Raw genomic sequence first — 21,093 nt, 5'->3', positions numbered from 1 at the left:
AGGAATGCAACTGGGAGGGTCATCAAGATCAAGAAGATTGGGCGAAAAAAGAGCGTGTGCACAGTAGGGAAAGGGGATATTCGGGGATAGGACATAACTAATCGGCTCCTAAAGAGGGTAGGGTCTTCTTTATCTTATCAAATTCCTGAAAGCTGCTGAAGAAAAATCTCCAAATGGTCATCCTGTTCCAGTTTCATGTCATCCTGAGTAAAGCGAAGGATCTGTGCCAGTTCCGCTGGGCCTTGGCTTAGCCTGACATACAAACAATGAATGCGGCGGGATTGGGCGTTGATCGTCCTTTCCTCAATTTTGTCATTCTGAGCGAAGCGAAGAATCTGTGCCCAGCTCACCCGGCCCATGGTTTGGCGAGATGCTTCGCGTGACTCAGCATGACAACGAATATGTGGGCCGGTCATTATCCAGTCCCCTGGCTTGGTCATCCTGAGTGAGCGAAGGATCTGTGCCCAGCTCACCCGGGCCATGGCTTAGCGAGCTGCTTCGCCTAGCTCAGCATGACAACATTGTGGGCCGGTCCTTATCCAGGCTCTCTGCTTTGTCATCCTGAGTGAAGCGAAGGATCTGAGCCCAGGTCCACCGGCCCATGGCTTAGCGAGCTGCTTCGCCTAGCTCAGCATAACAACCTATGAAATATCCCAATCCGTGGAAAGATCTTCCCATTTGGGGTTGACCGTGACAATCAATTCCAACTTCTTTGTACGCGTCCAACCTTTGAGCTGTTTCTCGCGAGTGAGTGCTGCGTGAATATCCCGAGTTTCTTCGAAGTACAATAACCGTGTGATGCGGTATCTTGATGTGAAATGACCGCCTTGTCCCTGTCTGTGTTCATAGATTCGACGGATGAGATCATTGGTGATCCCGGTATATAGTGTGCCGGATTGGTTTGTCATAATGTACACATAATACTGTTTCATCTGTTAACTGAGCCTTTCGCATTGTCATCCTGGGTCGGACGAAGGATCTGAGCCCAGCTCAACCGGGCCATGGCCTAGCGAGATGCTTCGCCTTCAGCTCAGCATGACAACGTATATGTGGGCCGTCATTATTCAGTGTCTCTGCTTTGTCATCCTGAGTGAAGCGAAGGATCTGAGCCCAGGTCCACCGGCCCATGGCTGAGCGAGCTGCTTCGCCTTCAGCTCAGCATGACAAGATAAGAGGTTTGTCTTTTACTGAAGCACGATCTCCCCTTCTGGCGTGAACGAATAGGTCTCGGCTCCGATTAATTTCAGCACGTTGGCCAGGTCTTCCCAATTGGGAATGGCAGCGGTGAGTTTTTCAATGTTTTTCATTTTGGCGATCGGGATGCGCTCCAATCGAAAGGTGGGGATCAGACTGCCTTGGAAGTGGATCGTCAGATTTAATTGCCCTCTGGCCACTTCCACCATCACCCGCGAGGGATTCGCGAACTTCAGTTGGGAGCGAACATTAGAAATCGTCGGTTTGCTTCCCTCCGGGTCCAGGAACACGAGGAGGCGATCCAGCGCTTCGTTTCCGATGTGCGTAATTTGCAGGTTGCATTCTAGCCGGCTCAAATCCACGGCTCCCGTGGATTCCTGAAGTATGGTTGTGAGTCCAATGGTTGCGGCGATGTTGCTATCCCCTCTGATTTTGGATTCTGTCTGAATGAGTCGGTTAGCATCGAGATTCGCTATTTCAAAATTCGCTGATAGCCGCAAGGGATGTTCGGCGGCGATGATGACATTTCCCCCAATCCCTCCACCCAACACATTCATGGCAAGATTTTGCATTTTCAGGGACTGTTGTTCAAACGCCAAATTCGTGGAGAGCTTTTCGACCGTGAATGGCCCGAGCTGAAGACGATCAATGGTGAGGGTCTGCCCTTTCCGGGAAAATGATTTGAGCTGGGCAATACGGTCGGACGGTTGAAATGGCTTTTTCGGCGGAGACGGGAGTCCATCCGGTTTCCATTCCAGTGATTTTCTGAGTTGTATCCCACCGTTCATGTCACGGAGTTCCGTGCCATCCCGAGACACAGAGAGTGTTTCAGACCCGATCTCCACAGAGGCGTCCAGGCTGCCTTGTTCTTTTTTGAGCATGGACAGGGTGACCAGGGCCTTGCCGTCTCCCTTTATCCCCAAGGGTTGCAAGGCTTCTTGGAAGGTCTCCACATCCAGAGCCAGGCGGGTGTGCAGTTGGGCAAAGAGTTTTGCCAATTGAGTGCCACGAGGCGAGGTGGAGGACAACAGCTCACGCAAGCCCACCACTGCACTTTTGATGGTAAGGTCGATTCCTGTTGATGTCACATGGATCGGATCAATCTGGACTTCATTGAGATCCGGAGATGAAAGATTCACGTGCACAGAAGTGTTGGCTAATTCTCTGATCGGGAGGGTATCCGGCAGGTGAATCCGATTGAGTGTGACATCCGTTGTGAGTTGGGTTTGAGGCGTGGCACGTGGCGAATAGGCCATGGTCATGGTGCCGTTGCCTCCCTGAACCCGATAGCCCGAGACAGCCCCCTCAATATCCCGCATTGTAAGTTTTCCATTGACTCCCAAGGGTAGGGTCAATTTCTTGAGATCATCTTCCTGGGGAACCTTACCCGCGGCTCGCAGAGTCAGACTGATCCGTCCTTTCGGATTGATGTCGTCAAGGCCCTTCATAAGTGATCCCGACAGATGCGGGAGAAGGTTCCCGACGTGGAGAAGGGGTAGCTGCAGATCTACGTCAAATTGTTGGTTCCCCTGCTGATACCGGGCTTTCATTCCCATATTTAATATTTCTTCGCTGGTCAGTCGCAGACTCTCCAGTAAAAAATCCTGTTTGAACACATCTTCCTTAGTTTTTAAGGACAGTCTGATTGAGGGAAGGGTGGCCGTCAGGGAGGGATCCTGGTAGGTCAGGTTGCCGAGCGTGACCTGGAGCTGATCTTCCGAGCGAAGACTCGTGGGTTGATAGGTCGGCGAGAGATGGCCTTGAAAGTTAGATTTCAGGATCACATGGCTGGTTCCGATTGTCATCGTATCAGCCGCATGGAGGTCAGAGAAATTTGACGAAAAGCCGACCGTTCCCTGAATTGCACCATTGGTTTCCTGATACCCCGAAGAAAGCAGGAAGGTGAGTTGGTGCATGGTGCCTTCTGCACCGAAGGGTTTCAGTTGAGCTTGAAGAGAGGACAGTTTGAGCGCCGCCGTCGCTTTTGCCCACTCGGGGCGGAAATCCGGATGAAGTGCTCCGGTGGCGTGCAGCACAAAGGTATCCGGCTCGGATCCTTTCCGGAGAACAAGTCCTTGCAGCCGGTCCTTGGGGATGAGGGAGAGTAAGGCGTTAATCTTTGGTGACAGACGAAGTTTCAGCGAGGCATCCATGCCATCCTTCGGGGCAGGATGAGGTTGAATCACACCGTTCATCTGCAAGGTCGCATAAGGGCTAAGGTCTGCGTTCAGATGCTTCACCTCTATGTGACGGGTGTGATGATTGCCACTGGTATCGAGGGTCACGGCAAAAGGAAGAGTGAAAGGCGTGCCAAGTAGGTCGCCGGGGAATCCTGTGGTGCCGGAGATCTGCAGGTTTCCCGAAAAAGGTCCGGAGGCCTGGTAGTCGCTCTGGAGACTCAACCCAAAGTTTTGTATTCCATAGGCTTGAAAGGCCAAATCATAAATAGAAAGTTTCGCCGAGACGTTTCCCATCAAGGGGACGTTCTCCTTGATCTGAAGACTTTTGGCAGCGAATGCCAGATCTGTCGGTCCCACGGTCAGGTCGTGGCCTGGTAGATGCAATTCGACATTTTTTCCGTCTAATCCCGCGTGGATGGTCCCCTCAAATCCGGAGTCGGGAAGTGACCCGGTGAGGGTGAATGAGGGAGACAGATTTCCCCCCATTGAAGCCGTGGCAAATTCCGGCGGTACGAAATCTTTGGCGAGAGCCATAATTTTTCCAAGGTCAAGATCCGTATCGGTAAGAGAAAGATTCACAGCTTTTTGGGTTAAGAATTCGTTGATTGTTCCGGCAAGTGTGAGGCGAAGGGCAGGATCCGATTCAATGGTGAGCTGCTTCAGGTCAAGATGTTGAGTCGGAAGATGAATCGCGGTGTCAAACTTCACGACCAGCGGCAGTTGAATGTGTTTCCCTTGAAGCGCCACCGCGACTTGCTTAACCTGCAGCGTGCCGTTGAGAAGGGCATCATCCGATGAAATGGCCCCCGAACTCTGGAGATTCAGATGGGTGAGGTTCACGGTGAGGTCGGGCGTTACCATAAGGCGGATATTGCTCTCGATAATCTTAAGGGTTTCCAGATCAATCGAGACAGGGAGCGTGGGAAGTGCCGCCGGTTCAGAAGATGGTGGGGGAGGTGGTTCCGCTGGGGCCTTCGTGAGTTCAGGCAGATTGAGTGATATGTCTGCCTGATCGATGGAGATTTCATTGATGGTGAAGGTGCCCTTCAGCAGTCCCACAAGGCTGTAATCCAAGGTCAGGTGTTCGAGTGTGAGAGGGGTGTGTCCCGGCTTGGTCAATTCCAACTGACTGACTTGAAGGCCGGTCAGCAGATTAAACGAAAGGGAGTGGATTTTGACTGTTCCTTGAAGAAGCTTGGAAAGACGAATTTCCAGCTCTTGCCGGACCATGTCTGAAGGAAACCAGTAGGTCAGTAACAGACCCGCACAAAGAAGAAGGGCCAACATCCCCAGGCCTAACCAGGCAAACCATTTTAAACGTTTTCTTGAACGTGGTGACTTTGCCACCGGAGGTATGTCTTGTTGGGGGGTATCGGAAGACATGGAAGAGGAAGAATCCTATTGCCAGAAAGCGTTGAGACCTTTTTCGTTATTGGAGGTAAAACAGATCATACAGAATACCTGATTCTGGTATTACACCTTTATTTTGTGTATCGGGAATTCATTTTGGAATTTGTCAGACAAACGGTGTCGGGAGGTGAACGTATCGCACTGGTGTCACCAATTTTCGTGTCATCGTGCTTTTCCCTCCCTCAGACCAGACGGCAGGCGTCGAACCCTGGGAAGACGAACATCTCGGTTACTCTCATAAAAGAGGGAGGAACCCTATACTTCGTATGATCCGATAACGCTCCAATTCTCCGGAGTGTCGATTACCTAAGAGTTTAGTCAACTTCATGTCTTAAATAAAGGAATGGATTTTTATAGGGATACTTGATTGGGGATTTCTGAATGGGAGGGTAACGGGCAAGACGAGGGACACACAGAGAGGAACGGAAGTTGAAGATTAGTGGTTGGGTATAATTAGTTTCCTTTGATAATCCGGTAGGCAAAAAGGAGCAGAAAGGATCCACCCACGGCAATGCCAAAACTTGGCAGATTAAATCCGGTGACCTCGCCATAGCCAAAGTAGGTGCTGATCAATCCTCCCACCATTGCGCCGGAGATTCCAATCAGGATGGTGATGAACATTCCACCAGGGTCTTTTCCCGGCATGATGATCTTTGCCAGGACTCCTGCCATGAGGCCGAATACGATCCAGGAAATAATGCCCAACGAAGACCCTCCTTGTGATTCAGGATGACCCACTGTATGCATCCTTCGCCGACCTATTGGTGGGCAGTGCGAGTGACGCGTTGAGATGGGCAACGGCCCAAATTGTTATGACTTATCTTTTTCCATTGAGGCGATAAATGAATCGGCTTCCTTAATGGAGGCATTCAATTCCTTAATGAGGGAGGCGATATTGCCTTCCACGGAGACCAATTCACTTTTTAATGACGCGATCGTTTCTGCATTCAGATTGTGTTTGAGGAAGAGGACCTGATCTTTAAACTTGACTAATACCGGATCCATTTTCGATTCGGCACGTTTCATGGCTTTAATCAGTTGAGCATATTGAGCCCGAGTCTGTGTGAGTTGCTTTTGGCTGTTCTTCCGCAAGGCCGGGCTGGAGTATTCTTTGAGTTCAGCGGCCCATTCATCAAATAAGGCTTCCGAGACATCTTCCACCGACGCGATTCGATCTCGAACCGCCTGGGCTTTGGCTTCGCTCCGTTCGTATTCCGCATTCAGGACCTCATATTTCTCCTGTAACTCACCGCCCTTGATATTCAGGGTTGTGGTGAAGCGGTCAAGCGCCGACTTGAATTGTTCTTTGGCGTCCTCTTGAGCGTCACGGGCTTTTTCCACATCGGACACCATCAAGTCGCGCTTGTGATAGCCGATCTTCTCCATGGCATCATAATAGATGCTCTGGCAACCAACCGTGCTCAGACTCAAGAGGATGATCCCCCATGTCAGGTAAGGAAAGAGTCTGCGAGAACCTACTGGAGAATATTGAGGGTACATCATGTCATCCTTGTGCAAATGGTTCATATTCATTGGCCCAATCATCAGGTTGTCGACGGGCCGGGCTTCAAGACCTTTTCCAGAAGACCCTTCATGGAATCCCCGCCTTGATTCTGGACAAAGGAAAGGACGATCGGGACAAACTTTCCAATCATATCAGGGCTTAATCCAAGTTGCGAAAACCCGCTTGCCAAATTGGCGAGATTTCCCAATCCCCCCACCTTTTCACCTAACCCCCCGGCTCCGAGTGAAGCGGCGATTCCTCCTAATGCTCCCATCATGCCGCCCCCCGCAGAGGCTGCCGGGGAGGTAGGGGGAGCTGCTCCTAAGAGGTCCTTGACCCCTGGAACCTTCTCGGCGAGCTGTTGAAACTCGCCTGAGCCCAGTTTTTCTTTCGCGAGGTTGAATAGGAGACCGGCGCCGCCTTTGGCTTGGCCTTCATTGATGTTCAAACTGCTGACTAGTTGTTGAATCAATTCCATGGCAAGACCTCCTGATAAACAATCGAATACATGAACACGCGGGTGAAAGGTGAGTGAGGGGTGGGCCGATCGCTTCCACTTCAGTCGATTATTGATGCTGAAGCATCAGCCGTACACGATAGGATACGGGATGTGCCGCTTCAAAAGAAACCCGAATCGCCAAATCATTAGTTGGAAAAATTATGGGGGTTAAAGCCACGCTGGAGTCTGGTGGTCGCTGGTGTCTGTCCAATACGGAACCCACGCCAAAGACACCAACTTTGTGGAAATGTTCGACTTTTTGGGGCGCATATTGAGAGTCTCCAGGGGAATGGTTTCGACATCCCACTGAGCGGTTAGGGACTGAATTTCTTCTTGGAGTTCCGCCTCTAAAGCAGCCAATTGTTGTTGAAGGGCGTTCACGTTTTCCTCGGCACGGTCAACATCCTTTCCCTCTTTCATGGTTCGGCTCATGCCTCGAACGGCAGATGTGGCCTGACCCATCGAGGATCGGCTGACGGTTTTACGGCCCATGAATACCGACAAGAGAGTCGCGCCGATGGAAATCACTGTTTGGAGTTTTTGTTGTTTGGCTTGCTCGGATTCCCGTTGAACGGCCTGTTCGGCCCGCCGGATTCGATCTTCGAGAGTCGTCATTTTCCCGGCATATTTTTTTCGGAGTGCGTCGGTCTCTTCATCCCGACGTTCGCGGACGAGCTGTTGTAATCGAAGGCGGAAATCACGTTCCGATTCATGCGGGCCGGAAGTCACCCCTAACGAGGCATTTCTGAAGATGTCCAAGGTTTGTGTTCGGTAGACCCAATCCTCAAAATCCTTTTCCCAGCCCTTATAGGATTTTGCCTGGCTGGCGGCGCCCGGTAGTTCCCCGAACTGTGCTCCGTCAGCAGGATATGTATTCAAATCGGCGGGTGGAATATCGAGAGGATCTGCTTGATCCCAATGGACCGGTACGGCACCGGTGGTTATCACGACAAGAGCTTGAACCTCACGGACTTCATCCAATTTCGTTTTGGCATCCTGGTAATGGACCGATGCGGCACCATAGAGCCTTGGGTGATAGATGAGTGAAGCGTCTGCGGGCCTCGCACCCCGAATGGGCACAAAATGTTGGCGGATGTCCGGAGGCAGAACCGGTGGATGCGTGGTGCCGTCTTTGGAAGGTGTCCCGGCAGAAAATTGAGAAGCGGCGGTTAGGCTTTTTGGGGAAGCGGATGAGGCCGTAGAAATGGAAATCGCAGCTTTTACCGGATCCATCAAGGTTTTAATTTGCGTCCGGGTTAACGGCCCTCGAAGATAGGATAATGCCCAACGGGTCTCAAAAATTTCCGGCCCGTCGTCATGGACGTTGTTCATGAGAAACACCCGGTTCCCGAGGCCGGAGATAATCTGCTCCATTTTCTGGCGGTTGAAGTTTCCTTGACTGTTGGCTGCGGCGCCTTCCAATCCATCCAGTACGCGGGCCATGTCCCGTTCAGTCTGGAGTCGTCCGATAAACCACGTTCCCGTATTGCCCAATCCTTTGTAATCCAGGTCAACCGGGTTTTGAGTCGCGAGCACGACGCCCAGGCCATAGGCTCGAGCCTGTTTCAACATGGTCAGCATCGGAGCTTTGGATGGTGGATTTTTGATCGGCGGAAAGAAGCCAAAGACTTCATCCATATAGAGCAGGGCGCGCAGACTGGTGGTGCCCGATTGGCTTCGCATCCAACTGACCATTTGAGTGAGCAGGAGACTGACAAAAAACATGCGCTCAGTATCATTCAGGTGTGCGATGGAAAAAATAGCAATGCGGGGCTTGCCGGTTGGGGAATGCAAAATCTGATCGATATCCATCGGCTGGCCCTCCAGCCATGCAGAAAACCCTGGTGCTCCCAATAAATTATTAAAACGCATGGCCAACGCGAAGCGATCCTTCGAGGAAAAAACCGATTCCAGATCCATCACGCCCAACTTGGAAAACGGCGGGGTTTGAATCTGTTGGATGAGCGAGGAAAGCGTGAGGTCCAGTCCGGCTTCCCATGAGGTTTTCAGGACATTGGCCAGCAGAATATGTTCGGGGCTTTGCAGGGGGTCGGCATCCAGACCAACCAGATTGAGTAAGCTGGTCGCCGTAATGCCCACCCGGTCCCCTAAGAGTTCTGCGTCTTCAAGAATCTTTGGGGAAGGCACGGCAAACGATTGGAGAATGGACACAGGTAGTCCTGCCGTGCTCCCAGGAGTATAGACCAAAAATTCCGCGGCTTCACGGAGTTTCGCGATTCTGGCTCCATCCTGCCCCCAGGCCTCCAACCCAGATTTCCATTTGGCCGCTTCCTTGTCCGCAAACGCTTCCGGTGTGAGGGCTTTTTTCTTTGCATCATCGGGATTGATCCAGGGAAGAAAATCGCTGCCATGGAGCTCAGGAAAGGTTAATAAGAGATTGGCGATATCGCCTTTGGGGTCAATGATGATGGCAGGGACATTGTCGATCGCGGCTTCTTCCAAGAGGCCAATACACAAGCCGGTTTTGCCGCTACCCGTCATGCCGACACAGACCGCGTGGGTGACCAGATCTTTCGAGTCATAGAGGAGGAGGCCGGGTTTTGCTGACTTGGTGGCGAGGTCGTATGGCCTCCCTAAATAAAACACCCCGAGCTTTTCAAAATCAGACATGGTCAGCCACTCCCTTCGTTCACTTGCAAATAGAAGTTCCCTGGTTAAAAATGGGTGAGGGAAACTTCCTTCCTGGTTATCCTTTTTTAGGCACTGTAGCCCTGAGCGCGGATTTCCCTGATCCAGGGATACGATACCAAAGTAGCCAGGACCGTCGCATTAGCTAAGGATTCATAAAATCTATAATGGTCCAGGCAGTTTTGAGATCAACACTTTGAATCCTATGGCAGATTGACATTCTTAGTTATTTGACCAAAAATCCAATTTGTTAGGCTCGACTATTTTTTAAGCAACCAGGTGGATATTCAATATTTTGAAGGAAGCGGCCTAATACGAACTGAGGAGAGTCTCATGACCATAACGAATAAGCAGTCAGGAACGAACGTACATCAGATTGCTGACGGGATTTATCGCATTAATACACCGGTGGTGATTGAAGGTGCAGGCGGGTTCTCGTTTAACCAATACCTCATCGTGGATGATGAACCATTGCTCTTCCATACCGGCCCCCGGAAAATGTTCCCATTGGTGCGTGAAGCGGTGGCGAGCGTGTTGCCGGTTGGAAAGCTTCGATATATCTCGTTTTCCCATGTGGAAGCCGACGAATGTGGATCACTCAACGAATGGCTGGCCGCTGCCCCCCAGGCTGTGCCGTTGTGCGGGACAGTTGCGGCCATGGTCTCGATTAATGATCTTGCCGATCGGGCGCCTCGCGCTCTAGGGGATGGAGAGCGGCTCACTTTGGGCAAACACTCCGTGCGTTGGTTCGATACCCCGCATTTGCCTCATGCCTGGGAATGCGGTTTACTGATGGAAGAGCGGACGTCGACGTTGTTCTGCGGCGATCTGTTCACGCAGGGAGGAGCTGACCATTCTCCTGTTACGGAGTCGGACATTCTGGGACCCAGCGAAGCGTTTCGGCACGAAATGGATTATTTCTCCCATACGAAGAACGGTGGTGTGCTCCTGGAGAAGCTTGCCTCGACCAATCCAACCACACTGGCCTGCATGCACGGGAGTGCATGGCGTGGTGACGGGGCACACCTACTTCGCGCGCTGGGCAATGCGCTATCGGACTGAATAATGCCATACCGAGTAGGACTTTCAGGTTCACGATAATACATTGTTATGCATAAGAAGGAACCAGGGTGAGAGGAAACATCATCGCCTATATTGAAATGTGCCAGAAGGAAGGCATCAGTTTACAGAAGGGGATGAATTTTCGATTAAAGGGAAAGCATTCAGTAATTCTCATGTCGGTTCGTCCCAATGCTCCGTATAGGGATGTCGTGTTGGAGGATGGGGCTGTACTGGTCTATGAAGGGCATGATGAGCCAAAGAAAAACGGCGGTGTCGATCCAAAGAACCTGGACCAACCAGAGCGAAGGCAAAATAACTCCCTGACTGAAAATGGGAAATTTCACAAAGCTGCGCAAGCTTTTAAGCTAGGGGAGAAAGGCCCTGACATTGTTCGCGTATACGAGAAAATTAAGGCGGGAATTTGGTCAGATAATGGCTATTTTCACCTTGTGGATTCGTGGATCGAGCACGATGGAAAAAGAAATGTGTTTAAGTTCAAGTTGGTCGCGATCGAAGACATTGAAGATGAATCGTTGGCGGAGGATCCGGTCACGAGACTTGTAGAGCGTAGTCGTATTATTCCAACAAGCGTGAAGTTGGAGGTATGGGCACGTGATAGCGGCCGTTGCGTATCCTGCGGAGCGACTGATGAACTTCATTTCGATCATATTGTTCCGTATTCTAAGGGCGGTACTTCCTTAAAAGTCGAGAATATCCAACTTTTATGTGCACGCCACAATATTGAGAAGAGGGCGAAGATTCAATGAATACACCCTGCAATTCTTAAGAGGTAGGCTGCTAAGCCTTCTCTGCTTTGCTCCAGGGCCATACGTTGTGAATTTAATTTTAACGTTTGGCGGCGGGAGTAGGGCTGCCGAAGCAGCAGAGTCGGCCTAAGCCGAGGTGTGCAGACTCATGACTCAATGGCCCTTCAACAGTATTATCATCGAATGAGATTGAGGGAAAAGCAAGGGCCAATCCGACATGGATGCCGCTCGGCCTGTTTACCTTAGAATCAAGGTCCATTCAGTACTCTACTTAAATTTGATGGCGGTTCCTTTGACCGTGGTGCAGGTAAAAGTATAGACGTTTTATATGGGAATGAAGCCGTACAGACTGCTTTCTGCTGAGACGTTGAGCAAGGCATCTCCGCCTGTGGCTTCCAAGGCCTTATCCACCGCTTTAGTCATGTCTGATTGGCCAAATGGGATAATGGCCAAAATGAAATGACGGCAAGCTTGCCCTTCAGCTGGTCCCAATTCCTCGAAACCCTGGCTGTTTTTTAATAGGGATGCTGGATCGGCTGAGCTTTTGGTCACAATCCCCAAGTTTCCAGTGGTACTGCATCCCACCAACATACATGTCAGTAACAGAACCAATCTCCAGATTTTGGACATGATCTTCTCCTTAAGATACGGTTAAATCACATTGCTGTAAGTCGGCATAACCTCTTGCTATCTTAAGCAAATCGTGTGGTGCTTTTTTGGTGCAATGAACCGGTTTTGGAAATCGATGTCTTTGAGGAGATGGTCTAACCTCTAGCTTGGAAATCATAGCTGGGGACCAATCAGGGTGAGAGGATTAGGAGTATACTTATTTTATTGGACCTCCAGGAGGTAAGGCAAAGGTAGAGAATAAAGTGAGAAAGGGCTTCGGGAGAAGGGTGCTATTCTTATGAGAAAAACTGTGATGAGTTAATTTAGGGGGCTGAGGTGCAGACTATTTCATGGGATGATTTCATAAAAGTCGAACTCAGTGTCGGGCGTATCGTTAGTGCGGTGCGGTTCCCGGAAGCCAAAAAGCCTGCCTACATTTTGCAAGTTGATTTCGGGAAAAACATCGGCATGAAGAAGTCGAGTGCTCAGATCACGGATCTTTACAAGCCGGAAGAATTAGTGGGAAAGCTGGTTGTCGCTGTTGTGAATTTTCCAGGCAAGCAAATCGGTCCGTTGATGTCGGAATGCCTGGTCACCGGATTTCATACTGAGAACGGGGAGGTGGCGTTGTGTGTTCCGGACAAATCGGTTCCTCTAGGCACAAAGTTGTTGTAGTTTTTCTGTTGCTGAATTAATTGCTGATAGAACCATGCCTTACAACACGTTTCACCGACTTCGGAATATTTAAAATATCGTGAGGTCTCCGTGGAATGGGTGGGAAGGTGGCTGAAGATGATGAAATACATGCTGACACCAAAATCATTCAGTCTGTTGTTTACATTGACCCGGCCTGTTTCATTTTTAGTCACTGAGATCCCAAAAACCCAGGGTTCTTGCCAGGTGTGAGAGGTATACTGCTCTTTGATAATGGATATAAACAACAATTGAAATGAAATGGCCAACCGCTTTAACCAAAGGAGACGACTATGGCGTTCATACCTACATTAAAAAATCTATTTCGGCATGATCCTGGAAGAAAGGGTCTCCTTATTCTCCTTTCTATGGTGTTTGCATTAACCGGCTGTGCGCATGATGGAAAAAGTTCTACCGAGGGAAAACGTTCTCATGAATCCTATACGCACGAATCCGAATCTCCGCATGCAACTCAAAATTATATGGATCATCATCATTTTTCCAGCTCAATGGAAGAAGAATTAAAGCTGAGCGATGAACAAAAAGAGGCCTTTAACCGGCTTCGACTTGATTACGATAAAATGGTCGTCAAAAAAACCGCTGATGTTCGAACGGCGGAAGTCGATCTTGCGACTCTGCTTGGGAAGGATGAGCCAGACCGTCAGGCGATTGAAGAGCAGGTCAAAACCATTGGAACCATTAAAGAAGATATGATGATGGCGCGCATTGACTCCCTGCTGGAATTGAGAGGAGTATTGACTAAGGATCAATACGGAAAATTTAGAGAGATCTTGCATCAACGCATGGGTCAGATAGAGGGACATTCCCCCCATGGTGGTATGTAGCACGCACGCCTGGATTATTTAGGAAGTGTTTTGAAATTGTGGAATGAGGTTGAAAGCCGCGCCGTGAATGTTTGACTGAAGGCTTTTCACCTGAGGCTACGATAGGGATGGGTGAGGATGGTCAATCTCACCCCCCCATCGCGAACCCACCGATGTACGGGTTGTTTAAAGCTCCTTTCAACTGAAGCTTCTACCGGCTGTGCTGAAGAAGCTTATCGATATCTTTGGATGCGTTCCGAATAATCTTCAGAGGATGCAGGATCGAGTTCCCATCGGTGGGTATCCCGTTCATACACTTTTTCTCCTGCAAGTTCCTCAGAATTTTCAAAGGTAAGGCCCACCGCCTCGCCCAATTCATCCACGGTATCTTGATCCGGAGTAGGATTGGAACCGCCTACGGTTTCATCGCCGGAACTCCCCGCGTCCATGGTTGCGTCAAGATCTCCACCGGAAAGTCTGGCCTGTTTTTGTCGGCTGCTTCCTCGAGTAAGGACTACCTTCGTCTCCTGCTGAGCCCCTGTCTCGATAAAGTCCTCTTGGATAGACTCTTCAGCAGAACCCTGATCTTCCATATACCGGCGTATCATCGTTTCCGCATCCCGCTCTGATGAATTCGTATTTTTCTTCTTGGCCATGAATCCTCCTCATCTTGGATAAGCAGCAACTAGATATGAACTTTGTAAACGGTTGAGATCGTAACTGTATCCCTTAGCCATTGAGTACTAAACTGGAGAAAACCCTGGGGAATGTTCAGGCGGGGAAGACTGTTAAGAGTTCCATTGATGATATTTTTGTAGCCTAGGCTGGGGGGATTGTTTGAAAAGGGGTCATGGGCGGGAGTTCACTTTCGATATGCCTTTGTTCGATTTCTTAATAGGGCCGATTATTTTATTCGGCGGCCATCCTAATCCACTGTATTCACAATACAATTGTGGAGAATGCCCAAAATTTTTGAAACTGATGACTAATATCCCAAACACTTTCCGTTCCGTAATTGACCCCCTTACCCAAGGGTTTTTGGCAGGATTCAAAACCGAGCGATTACGTTAATATTAAGAATTATATAGTTGTTATTAATAATCACGAGAGTTTAGCTCTAATTTTTCCTCGACCTTTTTCTTGTATAAAATTCGCCAAGGAGAAACCGCTGCCATGAAAAAGTCAACCATTTCATCCATGCTGTTTTTTTTGCTCATGTTTGCTGGATGTTCTCAATACCAGGTGATCCCCGAGAGCTTGGAAAATCAAGTCAACCACACCCTGGACTTTAAGCAGATACGAGAGAACCCTGATAATCATAAAGGAGAGTTAATGGTCGTCGGAGGAGAAGTGCTTTCGGTCAATCGGAAGCAGGATGCGACCAGAATTGAAGTTCTTCAGCTTCCACTGAACGATGATTATACGCCAGCAAATCAACGCACCAAAACTCAAGGACGGTTTATTGCCTTATCAAAGGGGAAGGATCCATTAGATCCAGCGGTGCTTGAAAACGGCAGAGCCATATCCATCGTCGGTGAGATTATAGGCAGTGGAACTATCCAAGTTGGTGAAGATACACGAGAGGTTCCCATCTTTGGCATCAAAGATTTGACCATATGGGACGAGGCGCTCTATTGGGGTCGCGGATATTCCGGATTTGGTTGGGGCCGGGGTTATCCAACGGATTTTTATACCGGATATCGTCCGCTCGCATATCCCTATTACTGATTGTTTCATCGAGAGTAAGGCTGCAAACAACATTAAAAGGAGAGGGTAATGAAAATCTGCCCATTTTCATTCCCTCTTGAGAGGGTTTATTTGTTGGATCAAACCCGGGATGTAAACCAAACGAGCGGAAGAGAATCGAACACTGGGATTATTCAAATAATGGTGATTGGGGTGCCCAATTGGACTGCTTTAAACACAATTTGAAGATCGTCAGAATGCAGTTGAATGCATCCGTGGGTGACATCCTGTCCTAATAAGTTTGAATACAAGGCACCATGAATGAAATATCCATTCCCAAAACCCAACGCATATTTTCCGAGCACTCCCGGTTTTAACCGATCAGCCATCTTGTCGGGAACCGGATCGCCTTGTTCGATGAAGGCCCAATCGGGACGAACCCACACCGGTTTTTCTAACTTGCTCTCAATGCTGAACGTCCCCTTGGGAGTTTCGAATGTCCATGTTCTTTCCGGGTTCCTGGGATCTGCTAACGTGTTCCCGCTGCCGGTTGAGGCAAGGGCCTCATGCACAATCCGATCGCCTTCTTTTACGAAAAGCCGATGTCGGGAAACATCCACAAGGAGGGATATTTTCGCTTGCGTGGATGCGGGATGTTGATTCGGTGAGAGATTTGATGCGCCGTGAAGTGTTTGAGAGGGGGATTCAATTTCTTGAAAAAGGGTCTGCGGCATGGGTACCGGCGTATCGTAGGAAGGACCTTCTTGGAAAAGACTCTGAGAAGTCTGGAGGAAGGGTATGGATAACGGGATGGATTGGACAGAATTCAGGAAAGGTGACGCGAGGACAACGAGCAAGGGAAGCATCAAGACTCCCGAAGCTACCGCCACGCAGAAAACTATAGACCCGTTTATTTTGAGAGTTTCAAAAGTCTTGTGGGGACGATGAAGATCTCGGTTGTCGGGAACCATGATCGGACCACACCACCACAGACCAGATTAACCATAAAAGCCGTCAAGCTATCGTGAATTTTCGTTAACCGTACTGATGGCCTGCTCAATGTGCTCATACACGGCCGAAGCTTTTTCCGTGGCTTGTTGGGCCTGAGTTCGGGCCATTTCAAATTTCTGTTCATCAAAATGCGTTTGACCGGTTCGAAGAAGGGTTCGAGCCGAATCCAGGTCCCGCTCCAAAGCGGATAATGCCAGGTCCGATTCTTTGCCCATGGGAGCTCGACGAAGGAGTTGTTCAGCTTTTCCTATGGCAAAGTTCGCGTGATCCAATTCTTCCTGGGCTGGTTGACGGAAGGGTTCCGGTTGTGTGGCCGGCAGAGAATCAGTTCCTTGCTCGCTCGTGGTTGATGGAGCCTCCGTACCTATTGGCGCATTTGCTGATGTTGCCGGTGCCGGCTTTTCCTGGGTAGTCGGTGAGGCTTTTTCTTCGGAATCAGAGCATCCTTGAATGCTGACGACTATGAAAACAAAGAGACAGAAAACGAGAGCTTTCTCTCTCACGGAGGACGATTCTTGAAAAGAAAGAAGCATAAGAGTAAGCGCGCGTTGAATCAAACATTGATCTATTCTAGTACTATAAAGGAAATACTAGTTTGGAGAAAGCTGGTAAAAACCCTGGCCTAACTTATCCAAGAAAACCCGGCTGATTGAAACAAGGACGTGAAGCTGCCTTTTGAAATATTTTCTTCATAAGGTGCTAAGTTTTAAAGCAGAGTCTTCAGATATCTTCCCGTGATGGAGTTGGGGTTAGCTGCGATGTCTTCCGGCGGACCTTGAGCTACGATGTGGCCGCCGGATTCGCCGCCGCCGGGGCCGAGGTCCATGACCCAATCCGCGTATTTGATGACGTCCAGGTGATGTTCGACCACCAGGACCGTATTGCCCTCCTCCACCAGTTGATTCAACACGGTTAACAGGCGCGTGATATCTTCAAGGTGCAGTCCCCTGGTGGGTTCGTCCAGGATGTAGAGGGCACCTTTGTGGTCTGAGTGGGCGGCTGATCGTTTTGGGGTGTTGGTCAATTCCCGGGCGATTTTCAGCCGTTGGGTTTCGCCTCCGGATAGAGTCGTGGCTGGCTGTCCCAGTGTGAGATAACCAAGTCCAAGCTGTTGAAGCACGCGCAATCCTTTGAGGACCTTGGGACATGACGTGGCGAAGAAGGCTACCGCTTGATCGACGGTGAGGTTTAACACATCATGAATGGAAAGCCCTTTGACTTGGACTTGTAGGATCTTGTCTTTGAACCGTTTGCCTTCACAGTCTGCGCAGGGCACGTAGAGGTCCGCCAGGAAATACATTTCCAGCTTTTCGTATCCGTTGCCCTGGCAACGAGCGCATCGGCCCTTGCCGGTGTTAAATGAGAAATGCGCGGGCGTGAGCCGGTGCGCCCGCGCTTCAGGGGACTGGGCGAATAAGGCCCGGATTTCATCATAGGCTTTAATGTAGGTGATGGGATTAGAACGCGGGGTTTTGCCGATGGGTTCCTGGTCAATGAGGCAGACGGTTCGGAGGTGTTCAGGTCCCGTCATGCTTGCTAGCTCGGGTTGCGGAGGAGTGTCCACCTTGAAAAAACGCGCAAGGGCTGCATAGATGGTGGCTTCGACTAACGTGCTTTTTCCCGATCCGGAAGGACCCGTGATACAGACCAGCGTGCCGAGGGGAATGTTCACCGTGAGATTTTTGAGATTTTGTTCGTTCACTCCTGTGAACTGAAGCGCTTTTCCATTTCCTGTTCCGCGTTTGGATGGTAAAGGAATGGTTCGTTCCCCACGCAAATATTGTGCGGTGAGCGATTGGGGATGCTTAAGAAAGGATTGGTAGGGGGCCGCGCAGATGACCTCTCCGCCTTGATTGCCTGAGTGAGGTCCCAGTTCGACGATGTAATCGGCCTGTTGAATAATCTGCGGATCATGTTCCACCACAATGACCGTGTTTCCCCGCTCCGCCAACTCCCGCAAAATCATGCCCATGGACTCGGTGTCGCGTGGATGGAGGCCGATCGTCGGTTCATCCAAAACATATTGTGTGCCCATGAGCTGACTGCCCAGTTGTGTCGCCAGATGAATACGCTGAGCTTCGCCTCCGGATAACGTCCGCATTTCCCTGTTGAGCGTGAGATAGTCCAAACCCACGCGCAGAAGAAATGACAGTTTCGTTTGCAAGGCTATCAACAGATCCTTGGCGATCGCCTCCTCAAATTTTCTTAGCGGCAAGTTCTGAAGCCATCGTTGAAGATCCGAGAGGGGCCATCCGCATACCTCGTGAATGTGGCATTCATAGATTTTGACCATGAGGGATTCCGGCCGCAAGCGGGTTCCCTGGCAGGTTGTGCAAGGCGAGGGACTGCGATACCGGCTTAAGAAGACCCGGACATGCATTTTGTAGCGTTTGCCTTCTAGATATGTAAAAAAATCATCGATGCCCTCGAGCTTTCCTTCTCCCTTCCAAATCAGGTCTTGTTCTGCTTGGGTGAGCTGGTTGTAGGGTGTGGTCGGGTCGAGGTTTTTCTTCTTGAAGGCTTTGAGCATTTCTTTCTGCCACCACACATTGGATGGTTTGGTCCAGGGTTCGATCGCGCCGTCCTGTAAGGATTTGTCGGCGTCGGGAATCAGTAACCGTTCGTCGTAGCGCAAGATGTTGCCGAACCCTTTGCATTCGGGACAGGCGCCAAGTGGATGATTGAACGAAAAGGACACCGGGCGTGGCGGCGGGAACGTCCTGCCGCATCCCGGACACGACAAATGGGCGCTATAGCCAATGGGTTCGTTATCCCCGATGATGACGCTCGCGCGGCCTTCACTTTCACGAAACGCCGATTCCAAGGCTTCGACCAATCGGCTGCGCGATTCCGTATCCAAAGTCAGGCGATCAACGACGATCAACAATTCCGATGGCAGCGGTGAGGGGAAGGTATCGGTATTGAGGTTGATCAGTTGTTGGTCGATGACGATACGGATGAAGCCTTGCTTGAGGAGTGCGGTTTTCATAAATTCCAGTGCGTCAGGATGGGGGGCGGGTTTGGGAAAACAGACGAGGGCACGTTCCTTGGGAAAACGATTGAGTAAATCTTGCGCGACCGCGGTGGGGTGGTGGGCGATGGCTTCCACCTTGCAGTCGGGACAGGTCAAGCGTCCGATTTTGGAGAACACCAAGCGGAGATAATCTGAAATTTCGCTGGTGGTGCCGACGGTGGAGCGCGAGGTCCGAATTGGATTTTTTTGTTCCAAGGCAATTGAGGGACGAATATTGGTGAGTCGATCCACATCAGGCCGTTTGACGCGGTCCAGGAACATGCGCGTATAGGAGGAGAGCGATTCCACATAGCGCCACTGGCCTTCCGCAAACAGGGTGTCGAAGGCCAAAGAGGATTTCCCGGATCCTGACACACCGGTGACCACGGTGACGGCGTTGTGCGGGATACGGAGCGAAATGTTTTTGAGGTTATTTTGCCGCGCGCCTTCAATGATCAGATCGGCATGGGGAGAGCTGGAAGGTGAAACCGGTTTCTTTAAGGACATATTCAGGGATGCTGCCCATTCGGATAGTGAAAAAGACGAATAATGGTTGTACCGTGTTCACCCCCTTCCCGCCAAGTGGCTTCAACAGAAGGAATCCACTCTCCAATGTATTTTATGAATTGAAATGGGGAAGAAAGGCCTTGGGCTTACAGGCGGCCTAATGTATCACCCAGCCAGACGGCGGCTAGACCCACGAAGACATGGATGATGATATTGGCGGAGGCTTTGAGCATGGCCCCGTCTTTCAGGAGTGCCAGGGATTCGAATCCGAAGGTTGAGTAGGTCGTGAATCCCCCCAGAACGCCGATAAACAGAAAAATTCTGGTGTCCGTTCCGAGGATATTCCGGGACTCGGCCCACCCATGGAGTAACCCGATCAGGAAACAGCCGAGAATATTCACGGCCAACGTACCAATGGGGAAGGCAAGAGCCGGGCTTAGGCGGTTAAAGAAGCCGGAGATCACGAATCGGCCTACCGACCCTAAAAACCCGCCCAGACCTACCCAGAGAAGTTGAGGTAACCCGTAAGGAATCATGGTGGCGTGTGCCGGTTAGGCGATTTCCCTCAGGATGAAGGTAAGGCACCACGTGGCGTGGAACGAGCTGAGTGGTGGAAAAGCGTGTAGGAGAGTCAATTCTTTTTCTTCCGGAGGGTTTTTGATGGCTTTTTTCGAGGAGCCTGTTTTCGTGCGGTTCCTTTCCCAGGGACCTTAGGCTTAGATGGAATGACCACATTGGGATCGGCCCAGAGGGCTATTCCCCCGAGGAGCCCGGCTGTATTGGAGACGATTGTGGCATGAGAGGGCAGTGGAATGGTGACCTTTTTGCCGTTGCCCCCGCCAATGTAGAGATGGTCGAAATTAATCACTCGATCTAATATATCAATCGCTTTGGCCAACCGGAGATTCCATCTCTTTTTTCCCACATTTTTCAGTGCGCTGGCACCCAATTGCACTTCGTATGTCTCTTGTTTTCGAAAGGGGTGGTGGGCAATTTCCAAATTTGGTACGAGGTGCCCATTTATAAATAACGCGGTTCCAAATCCGGTTCCCAGGGTAATGACCATTTCGACCCCTTGGCCTTTGATTGCTCCGTAGCCCTGCACATCCGCATCATTCGCCGCCCGAACCGGCTTGTTAAGTTGTCGTTCCAGTTCTCCCACGAGATCGGTTCCAGGCCAGGATGCGTCCAGGTTGGGGGCTGTTTTCACCCGTCCCTGATGAATGACGCCCGGAAAACCCACTGATACTCGATCAAACCGGCCCAGAGTTTTGGCGATATCCGAAATAAGGGGGACAATGGCCTTTGGCGTGGCAGGTTTTGGTGTGACCATTCGTACCCGTTCAGACAGAGGTTGACCGGACTGATTGAGGAGGAGGCCCTTGATGCCGGATCCGCCAATATCAATGGCGAGAGTAATGGTTGATGCGTGTGAAGCATTTGATGTGTTCTGTGCAGGAGTCATCAACGTTTCTCCTTGAAATT

At 50.4% G+C, this 21,093-nt stretch carries 19 protein-coding genes; 5 read left to right on the top strand and 14 right to left on the bottom strand.

All coding sequences use genetic code 11. From position 1 onward, the window contains the following. Positions 1–137: 137 nt before the first annotated feature. The 7 genes from PP769_RS00920 to PP769_RS00890 all read right to left on the bottom strand — a co-directional run bounded on the left by PP769_RS00920 (position 138) and on the right by PP769_RS00890 (position 9,418). Positions 138–416 (bottom strand): hypothetical protein, encoded by a 279-nt coding sequence (locus PP769_RS00920; protein ID WP_312644072.1) that lies wholly within the window; start codon positions 414–416, stop codon positions 138–140. Positions 417–641: 225 nt separating this feature from the next. Further along, the gene (locus tag PP769_RS00915; protein WP_312644070.1) at positions 642–932 is read right to left on the bottom strand and encodes a GIY-YIG nuclease family protein; all 291 of its coding nucleotides are present in this window, start codon (positions 930–932) and stop codon (positions 642–644) included. A 252-nt stretch (positions 933–1,184) separates the two neighbouring features. After that, positions 1,185–4,757, bottom strand: a complete 3,573-nt coding sequence (locus PP769_RS00910) for an AsmA family protein (RefSeq protein ID WP_312644067.1) — start codon at positions 4,755–4,757, stop codon at positions 1,185–1,187. Between the two features lie 480 nt (positions 4,758–5,237). After that, positions 5,238–5,489, bottom strand: a complete 252-nt coding sequence (locus tag PP769_RS00905; RefSeq protein ID WP_312647020.1) for a GlsB/YeaQ/YmgE family stress response membrane protein — start codon at positions 5,487–5,489, stop codon at positions 5,238–5,240. Between the two features lie 105 nt (positions 5,490–5,594). After that, entirely contained in the window at positions 5,595–6,284 is a 690-nt protein-coding gene (locus PP769_RS00900) for a DUF2959 domain-containing protein (protein ID WP_376753410.1), read from the bottom strand. A gap of 44 nt (positions 6,285–6,328) precedes the next feature. Next, a complete protein-coding gene (locus PP769_RS00895) occupies positions 6,329–6,766 on the bottom strand; it encodes a DUF2780 domain-containing protein (protein ID WP_312644063.1) in 438 nt (145 codons plus the stop codon). A 189-nt stretch (positions 6,767–6,955) separates the two neighbouring features. After that, complete coding sequence (locus PP769_RS00890; protein ID WP_312644061.1) at positions 6,956–9,418, bottom strand: helicase HerA domain-containing protein; 2,463 nt, start codon at positions 9,416–9,418, stop codon at positions 6,956–6,958. A gap of 351 nt (positions 9,419–9,769) precedes the next feature. Between PP769_RS00890 and PP769_RS00885 the strand changes: the two genes are divergently transcribed. Both PP769_RS00885 and PP769_RS00880 read left to right on the top strand, forming a co-directional pair. Beyond that, positions 9,770–10,498: an oxygen-binding di-iron domain-containing protein gene (locus PP769_RS00885; RefSeq protein WP_312644059.1), complete on the top strand. Its 729-nt coding sequence runs from the start codon at positions 9,770–9,772 to the stop codon at positions 10,496–10,498. A 68-nt stretch (positions 10,499–10,566) separates the two neighbouring features. Beyond that, positions 10,567–11,265, top strand: coding sequence for an HNH endonuclease (locus PP769_RS00880; protein ID WP_312644056.1), 699 nt, complete (start codon positions 10,567–10,569; stop codon positions 11,263–11,265). A gap of 324 nt (positions 11,266–11,589) precedes the next feature. On the opposite strand, the gene PP769_RS00875 is transcribed toward PP769_RS00880, so the two are convergent. Beyond that, positions 11,590–11,895: a hypothetical protein gene (locus PP769_RS00875; RefSeq protein ID WP_312644054.1), complete on the bottom strand. Its 306-nt coding sequence runs from the start codon at positions 11,893–11,895 to the stop codon at positions 11,590–11,592. 315 nt (positions 11,896–12,210) lie between these two features. Here PP769_RS00875 and PP769_RS00870 point away from each other — a divergent pair, with 315 nt between their 5' ends. Both PP769_RS00870 and PP769_RS00865 read left to right on the top strand, forming a co-directional pair. Beyond that, positions 12,211–12,549: a tRNA-binding protein gene (locus PP769_RS00870; RefSeq protein ID WP_312644052.1), complete on the top strand. Its 339-nt coding sequence runs from the start codon at positions 12,211–12,213 to the stop codon at positions 12,547–12,549. A gap of 311 nt (positions 12,550–12,860) precedes the next feature. Beyond that, positions 12,861–13,412: a Spy/CpxP family protein refolding chaperone gene (locus tag PP769_RS00865; RefSeq protein WP_312644050.1), complete on the top strand. Its 552-nt coding sequence runs from the start codon at positions 12,861–12,863 to the stop codon at positions 13,410–13,412. A 212-nt stretch (positions 13,413–13,624) separates the two neighbouring features. Here the strand turns inward: PP769_RS00865 and PP769_RS00860 are convergent, their stop codons facing one another. Next, positions 13,625–14,047 carry a DUF6335 family protein gene (locus tag PP769_RS00860; RefSeq protein WP_312644047.1) on the bottom strand — a complete coding sequence of 141 codons (423 nt, stop codon included), beginning with the start codon at positions 14,045–14,047 and terminating at the stop codon, positions 13,625–13,627. Positions 14,048–14,564: 517 nt separating this feature from the next. On the opposite strand from PP769_RS00860, the gene PP769_RS00855 reads away from it, so the two are divergent. Then, complete coding sequence (locus PP769_RS00855) at positions 14,565–15,119, top strand: Slp family lipoprotein (RefSeq protein ID WP_312644045.1); 555 nt, start codon at positions 14,565–14,567, stop codon at positions 15,117–15,119. Between the two features lie 152 nt (positions 15,120–15,271). Here PP769_RS00855 and PP769_RS00850 read toward each other — a convergent pair whose 3' ends face one another. The 5 genes from PP769_RS00850 to PP769_RS00830 all read right to left on the bottom strand — a co-directional run bounded on the left by PP769_RS00850 (position 15,272) and on the right by PP769_RS00830 (position 21,073). After that, entirely contained in the window at positions 15,272–15,811 is a 540-nt protein-coding gene (locus PP769_RS00850) for a L,D-transpeptidase (RefSeq protein WP_312644043.1), read from the bottom strand. Between the two features lie 285 nt (positions 15,812–16,096). Beyond that, positions 16,097–16,591, bottom strand: coding sequence for a hypothetical protein (locus tag PP769_RS00845; RefSeq protein WP_312644041.1), 495 nt, complete (start codon positions 16,589–16,591; stop codon positions 16,097–16,099). Between the two features lie 203 nt (positions 16,592–16,794). Then, entirely contained in the window at positions 16,795–19,608 is a 2,814-nt protein-coding gene (gene uvrA, locus PP769_RS00840; RefSeq protein ID WP_312644039.1) for an excinuclease ABC subunit UvrA, read from the bottom strand. A 146-nt stretch (positions 19,609–19,754) separates the two neighbouring features. Further along, positions 19,755–20,144: a fluoride efflux transporter CrcB gene (crcB, locus tag PP769_RS00835; protein WP_312644037.1), complete on the bottom strand. Its 390-nt coding sequence runs from the start codon at positions 20,142–20,144 to the stop codon at positions 19,755–19,757. Positions 20,145–20,239: 95 nt separating this feature from the next. After that, positions 20,240–21,073, bottom strand: coding sequence for an ROK family protein (locus PP769_RS00830; RefSeq protein WP_312644035.1), 834 nt, complete (start codon positions 21,071–21,073; stop codon positions 20,240–20,242). Between the last annotated feature and the right edge of the window lie 20 nt (positions 21,074–21,093).

The organism is Candidatus Nitrospira allomarina, assembly GCF_032050975.1.
GTDB classification, from domain to species: domain Bacteria; phylum Nitrospirota; class Nitrospiria; order Nitrospirales; family UBA8639; genus Nitrospira_E; species Nitrospira_E allomarina.
Note: the sequence above shows the minus strand (reverse complement) of the source record. Positions and strands in the feature narration are given on the sequence as shown.

Bases quoted from the DNA above. Each gene is read 5' to 3' on its own strand.
- PP769_RS00855 (WP_312644045.1), top strand. From the start codon at position 14,565: ATGAAAAAGTCAACCATTTCATCCATGCTGTTTTTTTTGCTCATGTTT.
- crcB (WP_312644037.1), bottom strand. From the start codon at position 20,144: ATGATTCCTTACGGGTTACCTCAACTTCTCTGGGTAGGTCTGGGCGGG.
- PP769_RS00865 (WP_312644050.1), top strand. From the start codon at position 12,861: ATGGCGTTCATACCTACATTAAAAAATCTATTTCGGCATGATCCTGGA.
- PP769_RS00860 (WP_312644047.1), bottom strand. From the start codon at position 14,047: ATGGCCAAGAAGAAAAATACGAATTCATCAGAGCGGGATGCGGAAACG.
- PP769_RS00875 (WP_312644054.1), bottom strand. From the start codon at position 11,895: ATGTCCAAAATCTGGAGATTGGTTCTGTTACTGACATGTATGTTGGTG.
- PP769_RS00890 (WP_312644061.1), bottom strand. From the start codon at position 9,418: ATGTCTGATTTTGAAAAGCTCGGGGTGTTTTATTTAGGGAGGCCATAC.
- PP769_RS00915 (WP_312644070.1), bottom strand. From the start codon at position 932: ATGAAACAGTATTATGTGTACATTATGACAAACCAATCCGGCACACTA.
- PP769_RS00830 (WP_312644035.1), bottom strand. From the start codon at position 21,073: ATGACTCCTGCACAGAACACATCAAATGCTTCACACGCATCAACCATT.
- PP769_RS00900 (WP_376753410.1), bottom strand. From the start codon at position 6,284: ATGTACCCTCAATATTCTCCAGTAGGTTCTCGCAGACTCTTTCCTTAC.
- uvrA (WP_312644039.1), bottom strand. From the start codon at position 19,608: ATGTCCTTAAAGAAACCGGTTTCACCTTCCAGCTCTCCCCATGCCGAT.
- PP769_RS00910 (WP_312644067.1), bottom strand. From the start codon at position 4,757: ATGTCTTCCGATACCCCCCAACAAGACATACCTCCGGTGGCAAAGTCA.
- PP769_RS00920 (WP_312644072.1), bottom strand. From the start codon at position 416: ATGACCGGCCCACATATTCGTTGTCATGCTGAGTCACGCGAAGCATCT.
- PP769_RS00895 (WP_312644063.1), bottom strand. From the start codon at position 6,766: ATGGAATTGATTCAACAACTAGTCAGCAGTTTGAACATCAATGAAGGC.
- PP769_RS00885 (WP_312644059.1), top strand. From the start codon at position 9,770: ATGACCATAACGAATAAGCAGTCAGGAACGAACGTACATCAGATTGCT.
- PP769_RS00850 (WP_312644043.1), bottom strand. From the start codon at position 15,811: ATGCCGCAGACCCTTTTTCAAGAAATTGAATCCCCCTCTCAAACACTT.